Origin of the sequence: Allokutzneria multivorans (assembly GCF_039537405.1) — a bacterium.
GTDB classification, from domain to species: domain Bacteria; phylum Actinomycetota; class Actinomycetes; order Mycobacteriales; family Pseudonocardiaceae; genus Allokutzneria; species Allokutzneria multivorans.
The window spans coordinates 234,189-251,310 of the sequence record NZ_BAABAL010000016.1; the positions used below are offsets into that span (position 1 = coordinate 234,189).

Annotated in this window: 17 protein-coding genes, 1 CRISPR repeat array and 1 riboswitch; of the genes, 9 read left to right on the forward strand and 8 right to left on the reverse strand. The window is 69.1% G+C overall.

Going from position 1 to position 17,122, the window contains the following annotated elements:
* Positions 1–22 precede the first annotated feature (22 nt).
* From ABD798_RS20095 to ABD798_RS20105, 3 genes are all read left to right on the forward strand, one after another.
* Positions 23–703 (forward strand): Crp/Fnr family transcriptional regulator, encoded by a 681-nt coding sequence (locus ABD798_RS20095; RefSeq protein ID WP_344877025.1) that lies wholly within the window; start codon positions 23–25, stop codon positions 701–703.
* 114 nt (positions 704–817) lie between these two features.
* Entirely contained in the window at positions 818–1,672 is an 855-nt protein-coding gene (locus tag ABD798_RS20100; protein ID WP_344877027.1) for a hypothetical protein, read from the forward strand.
* A gap of 390 nt (positions 1,673–2,062) precedes the next feature.
* A CRISPR array of direct repeats spans positions 2,063–2,395; the repeat unit is 28 nt; unit sequence GGACCACCCCCGCTCGCGCGGGGAAGAC.
* 303 nt (positions 2,396–2,698) lie between these two features.
* Entirely contained in the window at positions 2,699–3,295 is a 597-nt protein-coding gene (locus tag ABD798_RS20105) for an HD domain-containing protein (RefSeq protein WP_344877029.1), read from the forward strand.
* A 76-nt stretch (positions 3,296–3,371) separates the two neighbouring features.
* Here the strand turns inward: ABD798_RS20105 and ABD798_RS20110 are convergent, their stop codons facing one another.
* Complete coding sequence (locus ABD798_RS20110; RefSeq protein WP_344877407.1) at positions 3,372–3,965, reverse strand: DUF6879 family protein; 594 nt, start codon at positions 3,963–3,965, stop codon at positions 3,372–3,374.
* Between the two features lie 1,113 nt (positions 3,966–5,078).
* Here ABD798_RS20110 and ABD798_RS20115 point away from each other — a divergent pair.
* Complete coding sequence (locus ABD798_RS20115; RefSeq protein WP_344877031.1) at positions 5,079–5,843, forward strand: GntR family transcriptional regulator; 765 nt, start codon at positions 5,079–5,081, stop codon at positions 5,841–5,843.
* A gap of 62 nt (positions 5,844–5,905) precedes the next feature.
* Entirely contained in the window at positions 5,906–6,505 is a 600-nt protein-coding gene (locus tag ABD798_RS20120) for a YdcF family protein (RefSeq protein ID WP_344877409.1), read from the forward strand.
* Between the two features lie 335 nt (positions 6,506–6,840).
* Here the strand turns inward: ABD798_RS20120 and ABD798_RS20125 are convergent, their stop codons facing one another.
* Positions 6,841–7,203: a DUF2203 domain-containing protein gene (locus ABD798_RS20125; protein WP_344877033.1), complete on the reverse strand. Its 363-nt coding sequence runs from the start codon at positions 7,201–7,203 to the stop codon at positions 6,841–6,843.
* 116 nt (positions 7,204–7,319) lie between these two features.
* Here ABD798_RS20125 and ABD798_RS20130 point away from each other — a divergent pair, with 116 nt between their 5' ends.
* Genes ABD798_RS20130 through cobM form a run of 3 tightly spaced genes read left to right on the forward strand, consistent with a single transcriptional unit; the run spans position 7,320 to position 9,970 of the window.
* Positions 7,320–8,030, forward strand: coding sequence for a S1 family serine peptidase (locus ABD798_RS20130; protein WP_344877035.1), 711 nt, complete (start codon positions 7,320–7,322; stop codon positions 8,028–8,030).
* 9 nt (positions 8,031–8,039) lie between these two features.
* A complete protein-coding gene (cbiE, locus tag ABD798_RS20135; RefSeq protein ID WP_344877037.1) occupies positions 8,040–9,230 on the forward strand; it encodes a precorrin-6y C5,15-methyltransferase (decarboxylating) subunit CbiE in 1,191 nt (396 codons plus the stop codon).
* Entirely contained in the window at positions 9,227–9,970 is a 744-nt protein-coding gene (gene cobM / locus ABD798_RS20140) for a precorrin-4 C(11)-methyltransferase (protein WP_344877039.1), read from the forward strand. The genes cbiE and cobM overlap by 4 nt, the downstream gene beginning before the upstream one ends.
* A 2-nt stretch (positions 9,971–9,972) precedes the next feature.
* On the opposite strand, the gene ABD798_RS20145 is transcribed toward cobM, so the two are convergent.
* The 3 genes from ABD798_RS20145 to ABD798_RS20155 form a co-directional block, all read right to left on the reverse strand.
* Entirely contained in the window at positions 9,973–11,109 is a 1,137-nt protein-coding gene (locus ABD798_RS20145; RefSeq protein ID WP_344877041.1) for an FAD-dependent oxidoreductase, read from the reverse strand.
* The gene (locus ABD798_RS20150) at positions 11,106–11,657 is read right to left on the reverse strand and encodes a TetR/AcrR family transcriptional regulator (protein ID WP_344877043.1); all 552 of its coding nucleotides are present in this window, start codon (positions 11,655–11,657) and stop codon (positions 11,106–11,108) included. Before ABD798_RS20150 ends, ABD798_RS20145 begins: the two co-directional genes overlap by 4 nt.
* 239 nt (positions 11,658–11,896) lie before the next feature.
* The gene (locus ABD798_RS20155) at positions 11,897–12,967 is read right to left on the reverse strand and encodes a cobalt-precorrin-5B (C(1))-methyltransferase (protein WP_344877045.1); all 1,071 of its coding nucleotides are present in this window, start codon (positions 12,965–12,967) and stop codon (positions 11,897–11,899) included.
* Positions 12,968–12,984: 17 nt separating this feature from the next.
* On the opposite strand from ABD798_RS20155, the gene ABD798_RS20160 reads away from it, so the two are divergent.
* Positions 12,985–13,725, forward strand: coding sequence for a cobalt-precorrin-6A reductase (locus tag ABD798_RS20160; RefSeq protein ID WP_344877047.1), 741 nt, complete (start codon positions 12,985–12,987; stop codon positions 13,723–13,725).
* Here ABD798_RS20160 and cobJ read toward each other — a convergent pair.
* Genes cobJ through ABD798_RS20175 form a run of 3 tightly spaced genes read right to left on the reverse strand, consistent with a single transcriptional unit; the run spans position 13,700 to position 16,961 of the window.
* The gene (gene cobJ / locus ABD798_RS20165; RefSeq protein WP_344877049.1) at positions 13,700–15,187 is read right to left on the reverse strand and encodes a precorrin-3B C(17)-methyltransferase; all 1,488 of its coding nucleotides are present in this window, start codon (positions 15,185–15,187) and stop codon (positions 13,700–13,702) included. The genes ABD798_RS20160 and cobJ overlap by 26 nt on opposite strands.
* The gene (locus tag ABD798_RS20170; RefSeq protein WP_344877051.1) at positions 15,184–15,810 is read right to left on the reverse strand and encodes a precorrin-8X methylmutase; all 627 of its coding nucleotides are present in this window, start codon (positions 15,808–15,810) and stop codon (positions 15,184–15,186) included. Before ABD798_RS20170 ends, cobJ begins: the two co-directional genes overlap by 4 nt.
* On the reverse strand, positions 15,807–16,961 hold the full coding sequence (locus tag ABD798_RS20175) for a hypothetical protein (RefSeq protein ID WP_344877053.1): 1,155 nt from the start codon (positions 16,959–16,961) through the stop codon (positions 15,807–15,809). Before ABD798_RS20175 ends, ABD798_RS20170 begins: the two co-directional genes overlap by 4 nt.
* Positions 16,962–16,989: 28 nt before the next feature.
* A riboswitch (cobalamin riboswitch) is annotated at positions 16,990–17,118 on the forward strand.
* Positions 17,119–17,122 lie beyond the last annotated feature (4 nt).

A 17,122-nucleotide genomic window follows, 5' to 3' on the forward strand; every position in this document is an offset into this window, starting at 1 on the left:
TGGTGGCTTGCGGGGAGGCTGCATGGACGAGGCGACCAGTCCCGCGGTGTTCGCGAGACGCCTGAGCGCCAGCACCGCGGCGCACCTGCGCACCCTCGGCGTGGTGCAGTCCTACAGGCGCGGTGCTCTCGTCCTGCACGCCGGGGAGCCCGGGGACAGCGTGATCCTGCTGCTCGTGGGGCGGGTCAAGGTCGTCGTGCGCGGGCGCAACGGCTCCGAGGTCGTGCTCGCGCTCGGCCAGCCCGGCGACCTCTACGGCGAGATGGCCGTGCTCGGGGAGCGGCCGAGGATGGCCGACGTGGTCGCCGTCGAGGACGTCGAGGTCCGCCGGATCAGCGCCGAGGTGTTCCGCCGCTTCCTCGCCGACTACGACGACGCGCGCCGGGAAACGATGATGATGAGCTTCTCCAGGTTGGCATATGCCAATGAGCAGCGGCTCGAACAAACGCAGGGCGACGTCAGCTACCGGCTCGCGCGGCGCCTGCTCGACCTCGTCACGGAGAACGGCAAGGCGCGTCCCGACGGCGGCTGGCACATCGATCTCCCGTGGTCCCAACGCGATCTCGCGCAGAGCCTGCCCGCCTCCGAGACCTCCGTGGACCTCGCGCTGCGCAGGCTGCGCGAACTGAACCTGGTCGACACCAGCTACCGCACGATGGTCATTCTTGATCTGGCCGCACTGCGTGCTTTCACGCAGTCCTGATCACATCACCCGTTAGCGCGTCCACAATTCCCCACTTTTCGGGAGTCCGGTTCGGGAGCTGCGACAAGACTCCCCTCCATGCATTGCGTAAGCAGACGCGTGGAGGGAGCGACTGTGGCAGTGGAGGTACCCGCGACGCACGCCGTGCTCGCCGTCGACGTCGTCAGCTCCACCCAGGTCGCTGACGACCAGCTCGACGGCATGAAGACCGACCTCGACGAGCACCTCGACCGGGCCTTGCGCGCCGTCGGGCTCGACCGCGCCGACGCGGTGCAGCCCAGGCACACCGGCGACGGCGTCCTGCTCGCCTACGCCGAGGACGCCGCGCCCAAGCTCGTCGAGATGCTCTTCCACCTCGACCACCTGCTCCGCTGGCGCAACCGCGAACACCGCATCCCGCTGCGCGCCAGAATGGCCGTCCACTGTGGACCGATGCGCGAGGAGGGCCACTACCACCGGCCCTACATCGTCGCCAGCAGGCTGCTCGACGCCCCCGCCTTCCGCGCCGCCGTCGCCCAGTGCATGGCCACCGACCCGTGCGGCGACAAGGTCGGCGCCGCGCTCGTGGTCTCCCGGTGGGTGTGGCACAACGTCGTCGAGCCGTTCCGCATCATGCAGGTCCCGCCCGCGCGGTGCGCCCCCGTGCCCATCGACAGCTCCACCTACCAGGACCTCGCGTGGATCCACCTGCCCGGCATGGACGCCGACCACGTCCTCTCGCAGGTCCAGCACCACGCCCAGCTCCGCGACAACGCCCAGCTGCACGCCCAGTTCCAGTCCCGCCCTCCGCACCCCGCTCCCGTGCCACACTCCGACCCCGCGCAGCCGCACGACCCGGCCGCGTTCCACCCGCCCGCCCGGCCGCGCTTCAGCCCGCCGCCGCGCCCCCTCCCGGACCCCGTGACGCTTCCCACCACCGAGACGCCAGGGGAGAGCGCCTCGCTGAACGGAACCGTCCGGGCCACCTGAACGCGGGGGCCGACCTGTCGGTGGGGTCAGGTCGGCCCAGGCGCCCTTGCGCCACCGCAACGTTCCCGGCCGGTCGGGTGAGGGCGTCTTCAAGACCGCCAAACCCCCCTTTCGATCATCGTTAACCACCGCAAACCCCCGGTGTGCGGTGTGCGGACGCCGTGCCAGGCGCGCGACGTTCCTCCCCAGAGAAGTCGTGCTGTCTGCCATGAGACACAGGTCGCGAACCGCCGCCTCGACCACGTCGAGCCGGACGGTGGTGGTGCGGTGGAACTCGGGACCGTGGCCGTGGTCGAAGGACATCGCCGGAGCATCATCGGGAACCTGCGGGTTGTAGGTGTCGCAGGCGGACTCCTCGTCTTCCTCAAGATCAGCGGTTAGAACGACGCAGGACCACCCCCGCTCGCGCGGGGAAGACCGCTGATGTGGGTCGGCAACGGCCTGGCCGACCGGACCACCCCCGCTCGCGCGGGGAAGACCCGTCCGAAACCGGCTTCGTCGGGGACGTCGAGGGACCACCCCCGCTCGCGCGGGGAAGACCGCCTTGCACACCGCCGCGAGCTCCGGCGCCGGGGACCACCCCCGCTCGCGCGGGGAAGACATCCGCCCGCAGTGCGCGAGCGGTCGCCACCGCGGACCACCCCCGCTCGCGCGGGGAAGACCCACTTGGTAGGGCTTTCCTGGCCGAGCAGCCAGGACCACCCCCGCTCGCGCGGGGAAGACACTCGTTGACCTGGATTTTTGCGCGTAGACGTTCCCGTTTTTCATGGGTTTGTGAGTAGCCGTGAGACGCGCTGGCTGGTTGAGCTTGCTATGAGACCGCTTGTGAGCGACGTGCGCTTACAGAGCCCTGGGAACGCGGAAGCCTTCTGGGCGGACAGGAGACTGGACGAGGGTTCAGTTGGATGGGAGTCCCCAGTGGCCCGGGTCCGTCCGTCCGACCAGACGTGCGTGTACGAACTCTTCAGGACCTGGTTAACGTTGCTTACGCGATCAAGGTCGCTGACCGCAAGAAGGGACGTTCACGTGGCCAGTGGTAGCGGCACGGAGACCAGCCCGCTCGACAACGGAGGCGCTGAGGGGATCGCGTCGTTCGCGTTCGAGCTGGGTGTGTTGAAGAGGATGCGGCGCGCTGGATGGTGGCACGTCGGAGTGCGCGATCCGGAGTCCGTCGCGGAGCACAGCCTGCGCGTGGCCCACTTGGCGGCGTTGATCGCAGCCCACGAAGGCGCGGACCCGGCACAGGCGTCATTCTTCGCGATCTGGCACGACTCGCAGGAAACGCGCACCGGCGATATCCCCCACACTGCGAAGCCGTTCATCAGCGGTGGGGACAACGAAGCGATCACGGCGGTTCAGGTCGCTCGTATGCCGACCGCGTCGGCGACGGTCGTGCAGGAAGCGGTCGCGGCGTATGAGGCGCAAGACTCCGCTGAGGCGCTTTGCGCGAAGGACGCCGACAAGTTGGAGTGTCTGCTCCAGGCGGTCGAGTACCGCGCCGCCGGACACGACGGAGTGCAAGGCTGGATTGACTCCTCGCGCGCGGGCTTGAAGACCGAGACCGCACAACGCATCGCCGATGCGGCGCTGACGATCTCGACGCTGAGCTGGCGCGATCGGTAGCTCAGGAGCGGTCAGTGATGCGGCGGGCGGTGAAGCTGAGGTCCGCGCCGCCTAGTCCCGCAGAGTCGCTTGCGCGTTACGAGCTTGGCGAACGCCGGTGATGCTGGTCGTTCGCTTCGATGGCAAAGTCATCCCGTCGTACGGCACGGTGCCAAGCCGCATCTCGCCAATGGTTGTGCTGCACGATCTCGGCGGAGTCCTCGATCAGTTCGCCGCCCAGGAAGTTCTCGTCGCCGTCGAAGTGCATCCGCACCAGATTGCGCGAGTCGAACAGCCAGTAGTCGTAGTCCGGCAGGCCAGCGGCATCGTCCCGCCTCAAGTATCGGATGTCCTCGCCCGCCTCGTTGGTGTACTCCGAGCAGAAGATGCCGAAGCGGCTGTAGACGGTCGGCGGCATGCTGACCACTCGCACGCGTGAGAAGCGGCGCCCTGCCGAGGTGGCCTCTCGGATCATGCTCAGCCAGTTCTGGAACCAGCCCATGTCCACGGATTCGCCCGCTGTGAACTGATCGAGCGCCCTCGCCTCGTTCGCGGATTTGTAGAGGTCGCGCGTCTCCAGCCGGAAAGCGGTGTGCTCGAAGCTGTGGAAGAGCTGGCCGAACTCGGGGCCAGGTTCGATCGTGCGACTCAAGTGCTGCCCCTCCTGCTCCAGGTAGCGAGGGGCGTACATCTTGAGCACGTCCTCGGGATCTCGATCAGGGTCTCATGGTCGGTGACGGGCTCATGATCGTCAGCGGCGGACCTCCCCGTTTGCACGGGGAACACGTCAGGTCGGGCATTTTCGTCTTGTCTTGCCCAGGACCACCCCCGCTCGCGCGGGGAAGACGAACGCATCACCCGCGTCGCCTGGGTGGAGACCGGACCACCCCCGCTCGCGCGGGGAAGACACGTACTCGTGCTGGGCCTTGCACACCGAGGTGGGACCACCCCCGCTCGCGCGGGGAAGACACTTGTTGACCTGCGTTTTCGTGGGTAGCTGTTCCTGTTCTGCATGGGTTTGCTGGTGGCTATTGGATGCGCTGAGTGGCTGAGCTTGTCACGGGACCGGTCGCAATGTGACGGGTGCTGAGGGCCAAGGGCACGCAGAAGCTGTTCTGGATGGTCACGTCCGGCAGTGCGGTCCCGCACAGGCTTCGTCAGCGGCGCTCGCCCTGCCGAGCCGTCCAGGCCGAGAATGGAATGCCTACTCCGGCGGACAATCCACCCCGACCAACGATTTCCCTTGTGCGGTAAGAGATGTGGAAGGTGACCGGTGGTGTGGGCGGAACGAACCGAGCGCCACTGCGACTCGTGGTCCTCCGGGCGGCTCGATCTGCGGACGAACGATCTCGTCGTGCCTCAACGCCAATGTGATCGTGGAAACGTGCAGCGCGCTGGCTTCCCACGTTGGACACGGAAAGCGCACGGGACGGCGAAAAACTGGGGACCGACAGCTTGCGCAGACGAATCCAGATGGCGAGTCGATCGGCTCGTGTTGGTCCAGCAAACGCTGCCACCATCGCACGCCCTCGGTGAGCACCCTGCGATCGAGGGCGGCGTTGTCCGAGTCCACCTTGCGGAGAAGCACGTGAACGGCGCCGACCACCGCACCGAGATATGGGTCGAGGCGGCGCGCGGTCACGACGCCCTCGTCTGCGAGTCGCAATCCCGGTTCACGCCTGCCTCCTAGTGGCCAGTTAGATCTAGTTCTATGGAACAGGCCGTCGCCCGCTGTGTCAATAGAGCTATTTCTAATTGGCGGCGCCGCTGGTACAGATAGGCTTATTGGAGCGGAGGAGGTCTCTTGGGCACTGGCTATCGGGAGCTGGCGGACGCCCTGCGGGCAGCGATCCAGCGAGGCGAGTACCCGCCTGGCGGCACCCTGCCGAAGCAGGAGGAGATCGCGGCGCAGTACGGCGTAAACATCAACACCGTGCGCAAGGCTGTGGCCGTGCTGGAAGCCGAGGGCTTGGTGACCCCGGTCCGCCGCAGGGGAACCGTCGTGCGCGAGCGGCCCGTCATGAAGAGGCTCGGCGCCGAGCGCTACGCCAAGAGCAAGTGGAAGTTCGGCTTGGTCGCGTTCGCCGCAGACCGCGAGGCATCGGGCCGGGAGTGGAAGCCGGGCGACCAGACCAACACGGTACGCAGGGCCACTGCCGATGCTGAGATCGCCGAAGCGCTGGGCGTCGAGGAAGGCAGCGAGGTCTACGAGCGTTCCCGCTTGGTGAAGGACGGCGACAACCCGACGCACACGCTCACGAGCTACTACCGGCCCGAGCACGTCGAGGGCACGCCGCTCGTGGACCCGACGCCCGGCCCCGCTGGTCGAGGTGGCGGGTTCGCAGTGCTGACCATGCAGGGCTTGGAGCCGGACGCGATCACCGAAACCGTGTTCGCTCGGATGCCCAGCCCGGATGAGATCGAGCTGCTGAAGCTGCCAGCAGGCGAGCCCGTGATGGTGCTCAAGCGGCGCACCGTGACCAGGGACGGCGTGCCCGTGGAGTTCGCGCGGGGCGTGCATGCGGCGAGTCGCTTCGCCTGGTCCTACAACTTCCAGGTCCCCGACTAGGAGCGAGCGCATTGGGTGAGCAGTTGTTGGCTGATGTCCAGGTGTTGTGGGACTACAACCACATGGGCCACGAGCTGCGCCCGTGCGATATCGGGATCGGCCTCGGCAGCCACGATCTCGGCGTCGCCACCCGTGCTGCGGAGCTGTTCCACTCCGGCCACTTCCCGCTGGTGGTCTTCAGTGGCGCGAACGCTCCGACGACGATCGACCGCTTCCCGCGCGGAGAAGCCGTGCACTACCGCGAACACGCTCTTTCCCTTGGTGTGCCTGATGATGCGGTGTTGGTGGAGCCGGAGGCCAAGCACACCGGGGCGAACATCGCGCTGTCCCGAGCGCTGCTGGAGTCACAGGGCGTCGAGGTGCGGTCAGTCATGTTGATCTCGCGGCCGTATCAGCAGCGCCGCGCGTATGCCGCCTGCCGGAAGATCTGGCCCGAGGTCGAGGTGATCTGCGCATCGCAGGACATCAGCTTGGTGGACTACCTGGCCGGGATCGGCGACGACGCCCGGGTCGTCAACACCATCGTGGCCGACACGCAGCGCATCAAGGTCTACGGCGAGCAGGGCCACGCGATCCCGCAGGAGATGCCCGCCGAGGTGTGGACCGCCTACGAGCGCCTGGTCCAGGCCGGGTACGACAAGCGCGTCATCCCCGACGTCTAGCGCCTGTCCTGCAAGGGGTTAAGCACGGTGTCGCCGGGGGTTGGGGTGTCTTCAAGACCAGCAAACCCTCCTGTTGATCATCGTTAACCACCGCAAACCTGCGGTCTTGTGGGGTTTGCTGCGGTTGGAGACGGTGTCGCCGGGGGTTGGGTGGTCTTGAAGACCGGCAAACCTGGTGGGTTGACCCCCGATGGCGCTACCAGCTGTCGGTGTCGAGCTGGCTCACTGAGACTGTCGCTCACCCAGTGTTGGACTCGGACAGCTCGTGCACCGCGATCACACCCCCTGAACATCGAGCGGCCACGATGGCACAAGGTGTCGATGCCCCCACGCGGTCAGGGAAGGGGGCGGCGGGCGGCGAAGCCGAGGTCGGCGCGGTGGTACCAGCCGAGGTCGGCCTCGCCTTCGAGCCAGCACAGCAGCACGGGAACGCCGTCGAGCTCGGCGGGGAAGTCGACCAGCAGCGGCGCGAAGCCCTTCAGCTCGGCGCCGGTCCCCTGAACGCGGGTCATCAGTTCGTCGAGTTTCGCCTGCGCCGCCTTGAACTCCGGCAGGCCGCCGAGCCGCACGGAACGCCCGCCCTCGGCGACTGCGCCGGCTAGTTCGGCGGCGTCGGCGCGCACGGCGACGATCTCGCGCAACACGGGCAGGAGCCGTTGCAGCTCCGCACGCGCCTCGTCAAGGGTGAAGATTGCCATCCTCCGAGCATGCCATCCCGGACGATGTTCGCCATACTCTGCGAGCCGATATTCACGCAGCCCGAAGGGAAAACGCCGCTGTGCGCCGAAAGGTCCTCTCGATAGCAACACTGTCCTTGACAGCACTGGTACCCGCGGTTCCGGCGAACGCGATCGCGGGTGGGAACGCCGCGAAGTCGGGGGAATTCCCTTCCGCCGCATACGTTCAGGAGGGCGTCGATTTCGCGTGCGGGGCGATCGTGGTCGGCGAGCAGCACGTGCTCACGGCCGCCAGCTGCGTTCGCCAGCCGGATCCCGCGACGCTGAAAGTGATGCTGGGCGGGCATTCCCTGCGCGTCGCGGCACCTGGTCAGCGCACGGTCGGCGTGGAGAAGGTCACCGTGCACCCGGCCTACGACGTCGCCAACCTGACGAACAACCTCGCGGTCGTTCGGTTGACCGAAAAGGTCGCGCCCACCAAGCGCATCCGCGCCGTCGAGCTCAGCCGCGAGCAGGCGAGCGGTGACGTGGTCCTCGCCGGGTGGGGGTTCAACGCCAAGAACGAGCAGCAGACCTCCCTGCGCAAGGTCACCCAGAAGCCGGTGCCGCACGCCACGTGCGCCGCGAACTACAAGGACGTCCTGCCCGTCGGCGACGGCGCGCTGTGCGTCGGCGGCGACGAGGGCACGGGCGGCTGCATCCTCGACCACGGCGGCCCGATGTACGCCAAGGGGAAGCTCGTCGGCGTGATCTCGTGGGGCGCCGCGCCGTGCGGCCAGAAGCGCTACCCGACCGTCGGGAGCAATGTGGCTCACTACGCGGACTGGATCACCTCGCAGCTGTCGTAGGGTCAGCGCGTGGACGCTGACCAGATCGCGGTCGTCGGGATCGGGGCCGACGGCTGGGACGGACTTCCGGAGAGCGCGCGCCGCCTGGTGACGGGCGCCGACGTGCTCTTCGGGAGCTCGCGGCAACTCGCGCTCGTGCCCTCCGGTGGCGAGCGGGTCAGCTGGCCGTCACCGCTGCTGCCCGCGCTGCCGGGCCTGCTCGAAGCCCACCGCGGCAAGGCGATCTGCGTGCTGGCCAGCGGTGACCCGATGTTCTTCGGTATCGGCTCGACCCTGGCGCGGCTCGTCGGGCCGGAGCGCCTGCACGTCGTGCCGCACCCGTCGTCGATCTCCCTCGCCTGCGCGCGCCTCGGCTGGCCGCTCGACGAGGTCGAGGTGGTGTCCGCCGTGGGCCGCCCCGTGAACGCCGTCTTCCACCACGGTCGCCGGGTCATGGTGTTGAGCGCGGACGGCAACACGCCCGTCGAGGTCGCGAAGTTGTTGACGGAGAACGGTTTCGGCGCCAGCACGCTGACCGTGCTCGAACACATCGGCGGATCTGGAGAGCGCAAGATCAGCTCGACGGCGGCGGAGTGGCACGAGAAGTGCGCCGCGCTCAACGTGATCGCCGTGGAGTGCGTCGGGCCGAAGCTCTCCGCGGTGCCGGGCCTGCCCGACGACGCCTTCGACCACGACGGTCAGCTCACCAAGCGCGAGGTCCGCGCGGTCACCCTGGCCATGCTCGCGCCCGTGCCAGGCGAGTTGCTGTGGGACGTCGGCGCGGGAGCGGGCAGCATCGCGATCGAATGGTCCCGCGCGCATCCGAGCTGCCGGGCCATCGCGATCGAGAAGCACCCCGAGCGCGCCGACCGCATCACGGCCAACGCGAAAAAGCTTGGTGTGCCGTCGATTCGAGTGGTGCTCGGCGAAGTTCCCGATGCGCTGCCGGAAGAACAGCCCGACGCGGTGTTCATCGGCGGCGGCGTCACCACGCCCGGCGTGGTGGAGCGCTGCTACGACAAGCTCAAGCCGCAAGGGCGCTTGGTGGCCAACGCGGTCACTGTCGAGTCGGAAGCCGTTCTCGCGCGCTGGCACGCCGAACTCGGTGGAGAGCTGGTGCGCCTGGCGGTCAGCAGGGGCGCGCCTATCGGTGGGTTCACCGGTTGGCGAGCGATGATGCCAGTGACGATCTGGGTTGCTACCAAAGGAGAATCGCCGTGACCGTGTACTTCGTCGGAGCGGGGCCGGGCGCGGCCGACCTGATCACGGTGCGCGGTCAGCGAGTCATCCAGTCCTCGCCGGTGTGCCTGTACGCGGGCGCGTTCGTGCCGGACGAGCTGCTCGAGCTGTGCCCGGCCGACGCCCGCGTGATCGACACCGCGAAGCTCAACCTGGACGAGATCCTCGCTGAACTCGTTGCGGCGCACGGCGAAGGCAAGGACGTGGCGCGCCTGCACTCCGGTGATCCCTCGGTGTTCAGCGCCATGGCCGAGCAGATGCGCCGCCTGGACGACGCCGGTGTGCCGTACGAGGTGGTGCCCGGCGTCCCCGCCTACGCGGCGGCTGCGGCGAGCTTGAAGCGCGAGTTCACCGTGCCCGGCGTCGGCCAAACCGTTGTGCTGACCCGAACTTCCGCGCGCTCGACGCCGATGCCGGAGGGCGAGGACCTGACGTCGCTCGGCCGTAGTCGCTCGACGATGGTGCTTCACCTTGCGGTGCAACGCATCGACGAGGTGGTCGCTGAGCTGGTGCCGAACTACGGCTCGGACTGCCCGGTCGCGGTCGTCGCTTGGGCGAGCCGCGAGAACGAGGTCATCCTGCGCGGAACCCTCGCCGACATCGCCGCGCAGGTGCACGCTGCGGGCATCCGCACAACGGCGGTGATCGTGGTCGGCAAGGTGCTCACCGCGAGCGGATTCCTCGACAGCCACCTCTATTCCGCCGCGCGCTGCCGCACCTGATCTCAGAGCTTGCCGACGAGCGCTGTCGCCACGGCGCGGTCCGCGATCGGCAGCCGCGCCAGCTTCAGCGCCACCCGGCGCGCCCACAGTCGTGCTCGCGAGTCGGGCAGAAACCACCGCGTCCCACGGCGGGCGACGCGTTGCTTCTCCTCGACGACCGGGCGCCACCGACGCTCGTAGGTCGCCAGCGCTTCGCCGATCGTCGGCCGCGCCAGCAGCTCGTCGGCGAGGAGCCCAGCGCCCGCCAACCCCAGCGAAGCGCCCTGCCCGGCGAGCAACGAGACCGCGTGGCACGCGTCGCCGATGAGCACCACTCGTCCCGAACTCCAGCGGGACACCTCGACCTGCGCGACCTGGTCGTAGTAGATCTCCGACGGTGCCTTCGCGAGCGCACGGGGGACCAGCCACCCCATCGAGCCGTAGGCCTCGCGCAGTGCGGCCGTGGGGTTCTCCGGCAGGGTGGGATCAGCGGTGCGGTGGACGGTGAACGCGGCGACCCGCCCGTCGCGCAGCGCGTACAGGCCCATCTGCCGGTCGACGGTGTCGGTGAGGCAGAAGCCGCCGGTCACCTCGGCCAGCACCTCGGGGTCGTCGAAGGTGAACGCCGCCGTGTGGAAACCGAGGTAGCGCAAGAACTCCCGCTCCTCGCCGAAGATCATTTCGCGGATCGCGGAGTGGATGCCGTCAGCGCCGACGAGCAGGTCCGCCGCCGTCGAAGTGCCGTCCGACAGTTCGACGGTCACGCCGTCCGCGCGGTTGTCCACGCCCGTGATCGTCGTCGCGAAGCGCACCTCCGCCCGGACTGCTTCGCGCAGCGCAAGTTCCAGGTCGGGCCGCATGATGCTGATCAGGCCGCCGTTGATCGCCTTGGCGAAGCGCGTGAACCCGAGCGACGCGCGCACACGGCCGTCCTCGCCCACGTAGCTGGCCTGCGGGATGCGATAGCCCAGCTCGTGCAGCCGGGGCAGCAGTCCCATCCGCTCCGCCTCCGCGTACCCCGGCCCGAAGAAGTCGATCATGTAGCCCTGCTCGCGGGGCGCCGGCGCGCGCTCCAGGACCACGACGTCGTCGCCACGTGCGCTCAGCCGCACCGCGAGCGCCAGCCCAGCGATCCCCGCTCCGCAGATCACGACCCTCATGACCGCACCGCCACGATCCGGCGCAGCACGTCTGCCGTGGCTTCGGCCTCGGGCAGCAGAGCGCGGTGCAGCATCAACCCGTCCACCGTCGCGGCGAGCACCGCAGCTGTCGCTTCTGGCGCGTCGACGCCGTGGTCGGCGAACCACGCGGCCAGGCGCGCCCGGAAGTCGGCGAGCACCGTGGCCACGGCGCCGCGCAACTCGGCGTCCCGGGTCGTGGCGAGGAAGGTTTCGCTGACCAGCAAGGACATCGGATCGCTCCCGGAGTGCTCCGACAACGCCGACAGCAGTTGCTCGACGACGTCCTCCGGGCTCTTCGCCTGCTCCAGCACCGCGTCGAGCCCGTCGACCATCCGCGTGAGCGCGCTGACCGCGGCCTCGCTCAGCAGGGCTTGGAGCGACGAGAAGTGGTAGTGCACCAACCCCGGCGTCACCCCGGCCCGCTCGGCGAGCAGCCGCGTGCTGACCCCCGACCAGCCCAGCTCGACGATCAGCTCCGTCGCCGCGGTCGTCAGCCGTTCCCGCACCTCGTGGCTGCGCGCTCCCATGGCGCCCCCTATCTTGGGCAGTCGTCTTGGACAATCGACTTGGGCACTCGTCCAAACCGTAGCCGAAGACGACGCACACGCGGTAGCCCCCGCCCGGGTTTGCCAGTCTTCAAGACCCCAGAACCCCCCTGCGCGCGGTCTCCAACGACGGCAAACCCTCAGCGCGCGCCGAAGTGGGGGGCGGTTGGCGATGATCCAGAAGGGGTTCGCGGGTCTTGAAGACTGCGGAACCCCGGTGGCTAGGCGCGGCCGACGATCACTCCGGCGCGGTCGATCACCACGACGTCGACCGCCACGGGAGCCTCCGCCAGCACGGAGCGGCACGTGGCGAGCGCGCCCACCGCGATGAGATCACCCAGTGGCAGACCGGCTTCCTGGCACAGGTGCAGCGCTCCGAGCGCGGTGTTCGCCTCTCGCACGGCCGTCACGAGCGACGTTGAGCCGCCCGCCTGCGAGGTCAGCGAAGCCAGCAGCTCGTGGTTCACCTGCGAACGCCCGGAGTGCAGGTCGAGGTGGCCATCGGCGAGCTTGGACATCTTGCCGATGCCGCCCGCGATGGTCAGCCGGGGCACAGGATGCCGCTTGAGGTACTTCAACACCGCGCCCGCGAAGTCGCCCATGTCCAGCAAAGCGTCCTCCGGCAAGCCGTACAGCTCCGCCGCGACCCGCTCCGACGTGCTTCCCGTGCACCCCGCGACGTGCCGATACCCGGCTGCGCGCGCGACGTCGACACCGCGCCGGATGCTGTCGATCCACGCGGAGCACGAGTACGGCACAACGATCCCCGTGGTGCCCAAGATGGACAGTCCGCCGAGGATGCCCAAGCGCGGGTTCCAGGTGTGCTTGGCGATCTCCTCGCCGTTGTCCACCGAGATCTCCACGACGACGTCGCCGGAGCCCCCGTGCGCCGCCGCCACGTGCGCGACGTGCGAACGGATCATTTCGCGCGGCACCGGGTTGATCGCGGGTTCCCCAACGGGAAGCGGGAGTCCGGGCTTGGTTACAGTGCCGACGCCCGGTCCCGCGCGGAAAACCACGCCGCTGCCGGGCGAACCGTGCGACACCGTTGACGAGATCAGGGCGCCGTGAGTCACATCGGGGTCATCGCCCGCGTCCTTCACCACCGTGGCACACGCGAAATCAGGCCGGAGCCGCTCGCGGGTCAACGCGAAGGTCGGCCGTTGTCCTTTGGGCAGCACGATTTCCACCGGGTCGGGGAACTCGCCGGTGAGCAGCGCCGTGTAGGCCGCGGTGGTCGCGGCCGTGGCGCACGCCCCCGTCGTCCAGCCGTAGCGCAGTTTCGTGCTCACCAGGAGAGGATGCAACAGTGACGACAACGGTGCTGGTTCTGGGTGGGACCGGGGAAGCGCGGCGCCTCGCCGAGGAGCTGCACCCGCGCCGACGGGTGATCTCCTCGCTCGCCGGACGCGTCCGCGATCCGAAGCTGCCCGTCGGCGAAGTGCGCGTCGGCGGCTTCGGCGGGGTGGACGGCCTGACGGCCTGGCTCACGGACAACGAGATCGACGCGGTGGTCGACGCCACGCATCCCTTCGCCGCCATCATGACCGCCTCGGCCGCCGAAGCCACCACGCGGCTCGGGCTGCCGTTCCTGGTGCTGCGCAGGCCGGGCTGGACCGAGGAGACCGGTGACCGCTGGCACTGGGTGAGCTCGATCAACGAAGCCGCCGAAGCCGTGAAAGCCCTGGGGGAACGCGTCTTCCTCACCACGGGTCGCCGCGACCTGCACGCGTTCGCCGGGCTGGACAAGCACTTCCTCGTCCGCTCGGTGGACGCGCCGGACGAGCTGCCGCCGAGATCCCACGTGGTTCTCGATCGCGGACCGTTCACAGTGGACGGTGAAGTCGATCTGCTCCGCCAGCACGAGATCGACGTGATCGTCACCAAGGACAGCGGCAGCACGATGACGACGGCGAAGCTCGTCGCGGCGCGTCACCTCGGCCTGCCCGTGGTGATCCTCCGCCGCCCGCCGCTGCCCGAAGGCGTGGCCCACGTCGCGACGGTGGCCGAGGCCCGCGACTGGATCATGCGGGGTAGCGGCGCGGAGTGAACACCACCCCGTCGCGGACCTGGGTCGTGGAGGACCCGATGAGCAACAGGCAGCGCATGTCCACAGTGGACGGATCGAGGTCTTCGAGGCGCACGACGCGAACGGACTCCGCGGGCCCGCCGACATCGCGTCCGATCACCACGGGGGTGTCCGGCGAACGGTGCTCCAGCAACAGCTCCCGGGCCCGCGACACCTGCCAGGTCCGACTCCGCGAAGCCGGGTTGTAGATCGCGAGCACGAGATCCGCCCGCGCCGCCGCCGTCAACCGCTCGGCGATGATCTCCCACGGCTTCAGCCGATCCGACAACGACAGCACGCAGAAGTCGTGTCCGAGCGGAGCGCCGACCCGGCTCGCGACGGCCTGCGCGGCGGTCAAGCCGGGCAGCACGCGCACGGGAACGTCGGCGAACTGCTCCTCGCCCGCCACTTCGAGCACGGCGCTGGCCATCGCGAACACGCCAGGATCGCCTGAGGACACAACGACAACCCGCGAACCGCGCTTGGCGAGGTCCAACGCGAACGCCGCGCGCTCAGCCTCCACCTTGTTGTCCGAGGCGTGCCTGCGCTGACGCGGATTCGGTGGCACGCGGTCGATGTAGGTCACGTAGCCCACGAGGTCGTCGGCCGAAGCCAGCGCGGCCTGCACCTCCGGCGTCGTCCACTCCCGCCCGGCCGGTCCGAGCCCCACGACGACGACTTCTCCGGCACGGGACCGAGGAGTGTCCGAAGTGGACGGATCGGGCAGGTGTGCCTTGCTGGGCAGGATCGCGACAGAGAAGTACGGAACCGAAGCGGGATCGACATCGGCCAGCGGAGAGATCCGTTGCCGGCCGGTCGTCGCGCGCTCCACGTACCACGCGTCATCGAGCCGCCCAGCACTGTCCAAAGCGGACCGAACGCTCTCAAAAGTGCGCCCCAGCTTCATGATCGCTGCCGAGTCGGTCGCGGCGATGCGCTCGGCCAGCACCTCGGTGGGCAGGGTTCCCGGCAACACGGTCAGCGTCTCGTCGCGCTCCACCAACGGCCGCCCCAGCTCGGCGGACGCGCCGCTCACCGACGTCACGCCGGGAACGACCTCGGTGGGGAAGCGGTGTGCGAGCCGCTTGTGCATGTGCATGTAGGAGCCGTAGAAGAACGGATCGCCCGCGGCGAGCACCACCACGTCGCGCCCGGCTTCCAGGTGCGAGGCGAGGCGTTCGGCGCAGGACTCGTAGAACTCGTCGATCGCGCCCTGGTAGCCGCCGGAGTGGTCGGTCTCCTCGACGGTGACCGGGTAGACCAGCTGCTCCTCGATCTGGTCGCCGCGCAAGTAGGGCTCCGCGATGGACCGCGCGACGCTGCGGCCGTGCCGGGCGCTGTGGTAGACGATCACATCGGCCGAGCCGATCAGCCGAGCGGCCTTGACCGTGACCAGCTCGGGGTCGCCCGGCCCCACGCCGACGCCGTATAACCGCCCGCTCATTCTTCCTCGCTCGCGATCGCGTTGATGGCCGCCGCGGTGATCGCACTGCCGCCGCGCCGACCTCGGACGACCAGGTACTCAAGCCCCAAGTCGTTGTCCGCCAGTGCTTCCTTGGACTCGGCCGCCCCGATGAAGCCCACGGGAACACCGAGCACGGCCGCCGGTCGAGGCGCCCCTGACGCGATCATGTCGAGCAGGTGGAACAACGCGGTCGGCGCGTTGCCGATCGCGACCACGGCACCGTGAAGCTTGTCACGCCACAACTCCAATGCAGCCGCACTGCGCGTGTTTCCCAGCTGCACAGCCAAATCCGGCACGCGAGGATCGCCGAGCATGCACAGCACCTCGTTGTCGGCCGGCAGTCGCTTGCGCGTCACTCCGGCGGCGACCATGGTGGCATCACACAGGATTGGCGCTCCACCGAGCAGTGCCGCGCGGGCGTCAAGAACAACGCGCGGCGAGAAAGCTATGTCCTGCACCAGGTCCGTCATCCCGCACGCGTGGATCATGCGCACCGCCACCCGGGCTATGTCCTGCGGGAGCCCGTCCAGCTCGCTCTCCGCGCGGATGGTGGCGAAGGACCGGCGGTAGATCTCCGCGCCGTCCTTGATGTACCTGGTCACATGTCCCTCCGAGCCACCGCGATCGCGGCGGCCGTGTCATTGGCCAGCTTCTCGTTGACCTGGTAGCCCTCGCCGGTCGCCACGACGTCGACAACGCTGCCCTGCGGACGGCCGCACCGCCGCGAGCACCCCGACCAGTGCACGCGCTGCGCGCTGGGCTCAGGACGGGAGCGCAGCCACGCGGCGGCATCCGCGCGCACATCGGCCAAAGCCTTGACGCAGCCCGGCATTCCCGCGCACGAGGTCACTCCGTGCCACGGCGAGTTCGGGTCGGTGATCAGGTCGCGACCGACCACAGTGGACGGTTCCACGCCGCGCAGCACGACGCTGCGCCACGGCGTCAACCGGACCGTGTTCCCCGCCGCGCGCAACAACTCACGGCACTGCGCGGCATCGAGCCTGCCCAGCGGCGCGCCGACGACCAGCGTCCTCGGAGTCGCGAACCCGGTCGGCAGCGGCACAGCGGGCCGGACCATGAGCCTGCGACGCGTGGCGGGAAGCCCCAACCGGTGCAGAACCCGTTGCGGCCCTTCGGTCAGCTCGTTCATCCGCCACGCGACCGAACCCTGCTGCCTGCGCTCGACCAGGAACGCCTGCGCGGCGGCGATCACCGTCGTCACGGTCTGGTTCTCCGGCACGCGAACGCCGGTGTCCTCACCTGCCAGCAGCAGCGCCCAGTCCGGCCCGACCTTGGCAAGGCCGACATCGCCGCCGAGCCCGCTCACATCGCCTTGGCTGTCCACCGTGATCAGGAACCGCCCGGGCAGCTCGGCCAGCTCCGGCCACGAGCACAGCTCGCGGTCCAGCTCGTTGACCAGCGGCTGCTCCGCGCCCAGCGGCGACGCGATGATGTTGCGCACCAGCTCGTGGGTCACCGAGGGCAGCAGCCCGGCCTCGCGCAGCCGCTCCGCCAGCTTCGCCTCGGCACCCAGGCGCAACCCGCGGATCTGGATGTTCGCCCGCGACGTCAGCTCCAGCTGCCCGTCGCCCAGCGCCGCCGACGCCGCGAACACCGCGTGGAACTGCGGAGCCGTCATCGTGCCGCCCGGCACCCGAATGCGCGCCAGCCCGCCGTCGGCCGCGTTGTGCACGGAGACCGCGCCGGGACACGCGTCCCGGCGCGAGCGGTCGGCTGGGGCGTCGGCTGGCACGCGCCGGATGCTACTTGCCACTCGGATCGAGCACTCCAAGTCGGTAGGGTCAGCACGAACGGCGTTGCAGGGAGGAAGCCGGTGCGAATCCGGCGCGGTCCCGCCACTGTGACTCTGCGAAGAGGAGCCAGGAACTCCCGCAGCGCTGTGCCCACACGAGC

Bases quoted from the DNA above. Each gene is read 5' to 3' on its own strand.
- ABD798_RS20125 (WP_344877033.1), bottom strand. From the start codon at position 7,203: ATGGCAATCTTCACCCTTGACGAGGCGCGTGCGGAGCTGCAACGGCTC.
- ABD798_RS20120 (WP_344877409.1), top strand. From the start codon at position 5,906: ATGGGCCACGAGCTGCGCCCGTGCGATATCGGGATCGGCCTCGGCAGC.
- ABD798_RS20150 (WP_344877043.1), bottom strand. From the start codon at position 11,657: ATGGGAGCGCGCAGCCACGAGGTGCGGGAACGGCTGACGACCGCGGCG.
- cobJ (WP_344877049.1), bottom strand. From the start codon at position 15,187: ATGAGCGGGCGGTTATACGGCGTCGGCGTGGGGCCGGGCGACCCCGAG.
- ABD798_RS20110 (WP_344877407.1), bottom strand. From the start codon at position 3,965: ATGTACGCCCCTCGCTACCTGGAGCAGGAGGGGCAGCACTTGAGTCGC.
- ABD798_RS20145 (WP_344877041.1), bottom strand. From the start codon at position 11,109: ATGAGGGTCGTGATCTGCGGAGCGGGGATCGCTGGGCTGGCGCTCGCG.
- ABD798_RS20095 (WP_344877025.1), top strand. From the start codon at position 23: ATGGACGAGGCGACCAGTCCCGCGGTGTTCGCGAGACGCCTGAGCGCC.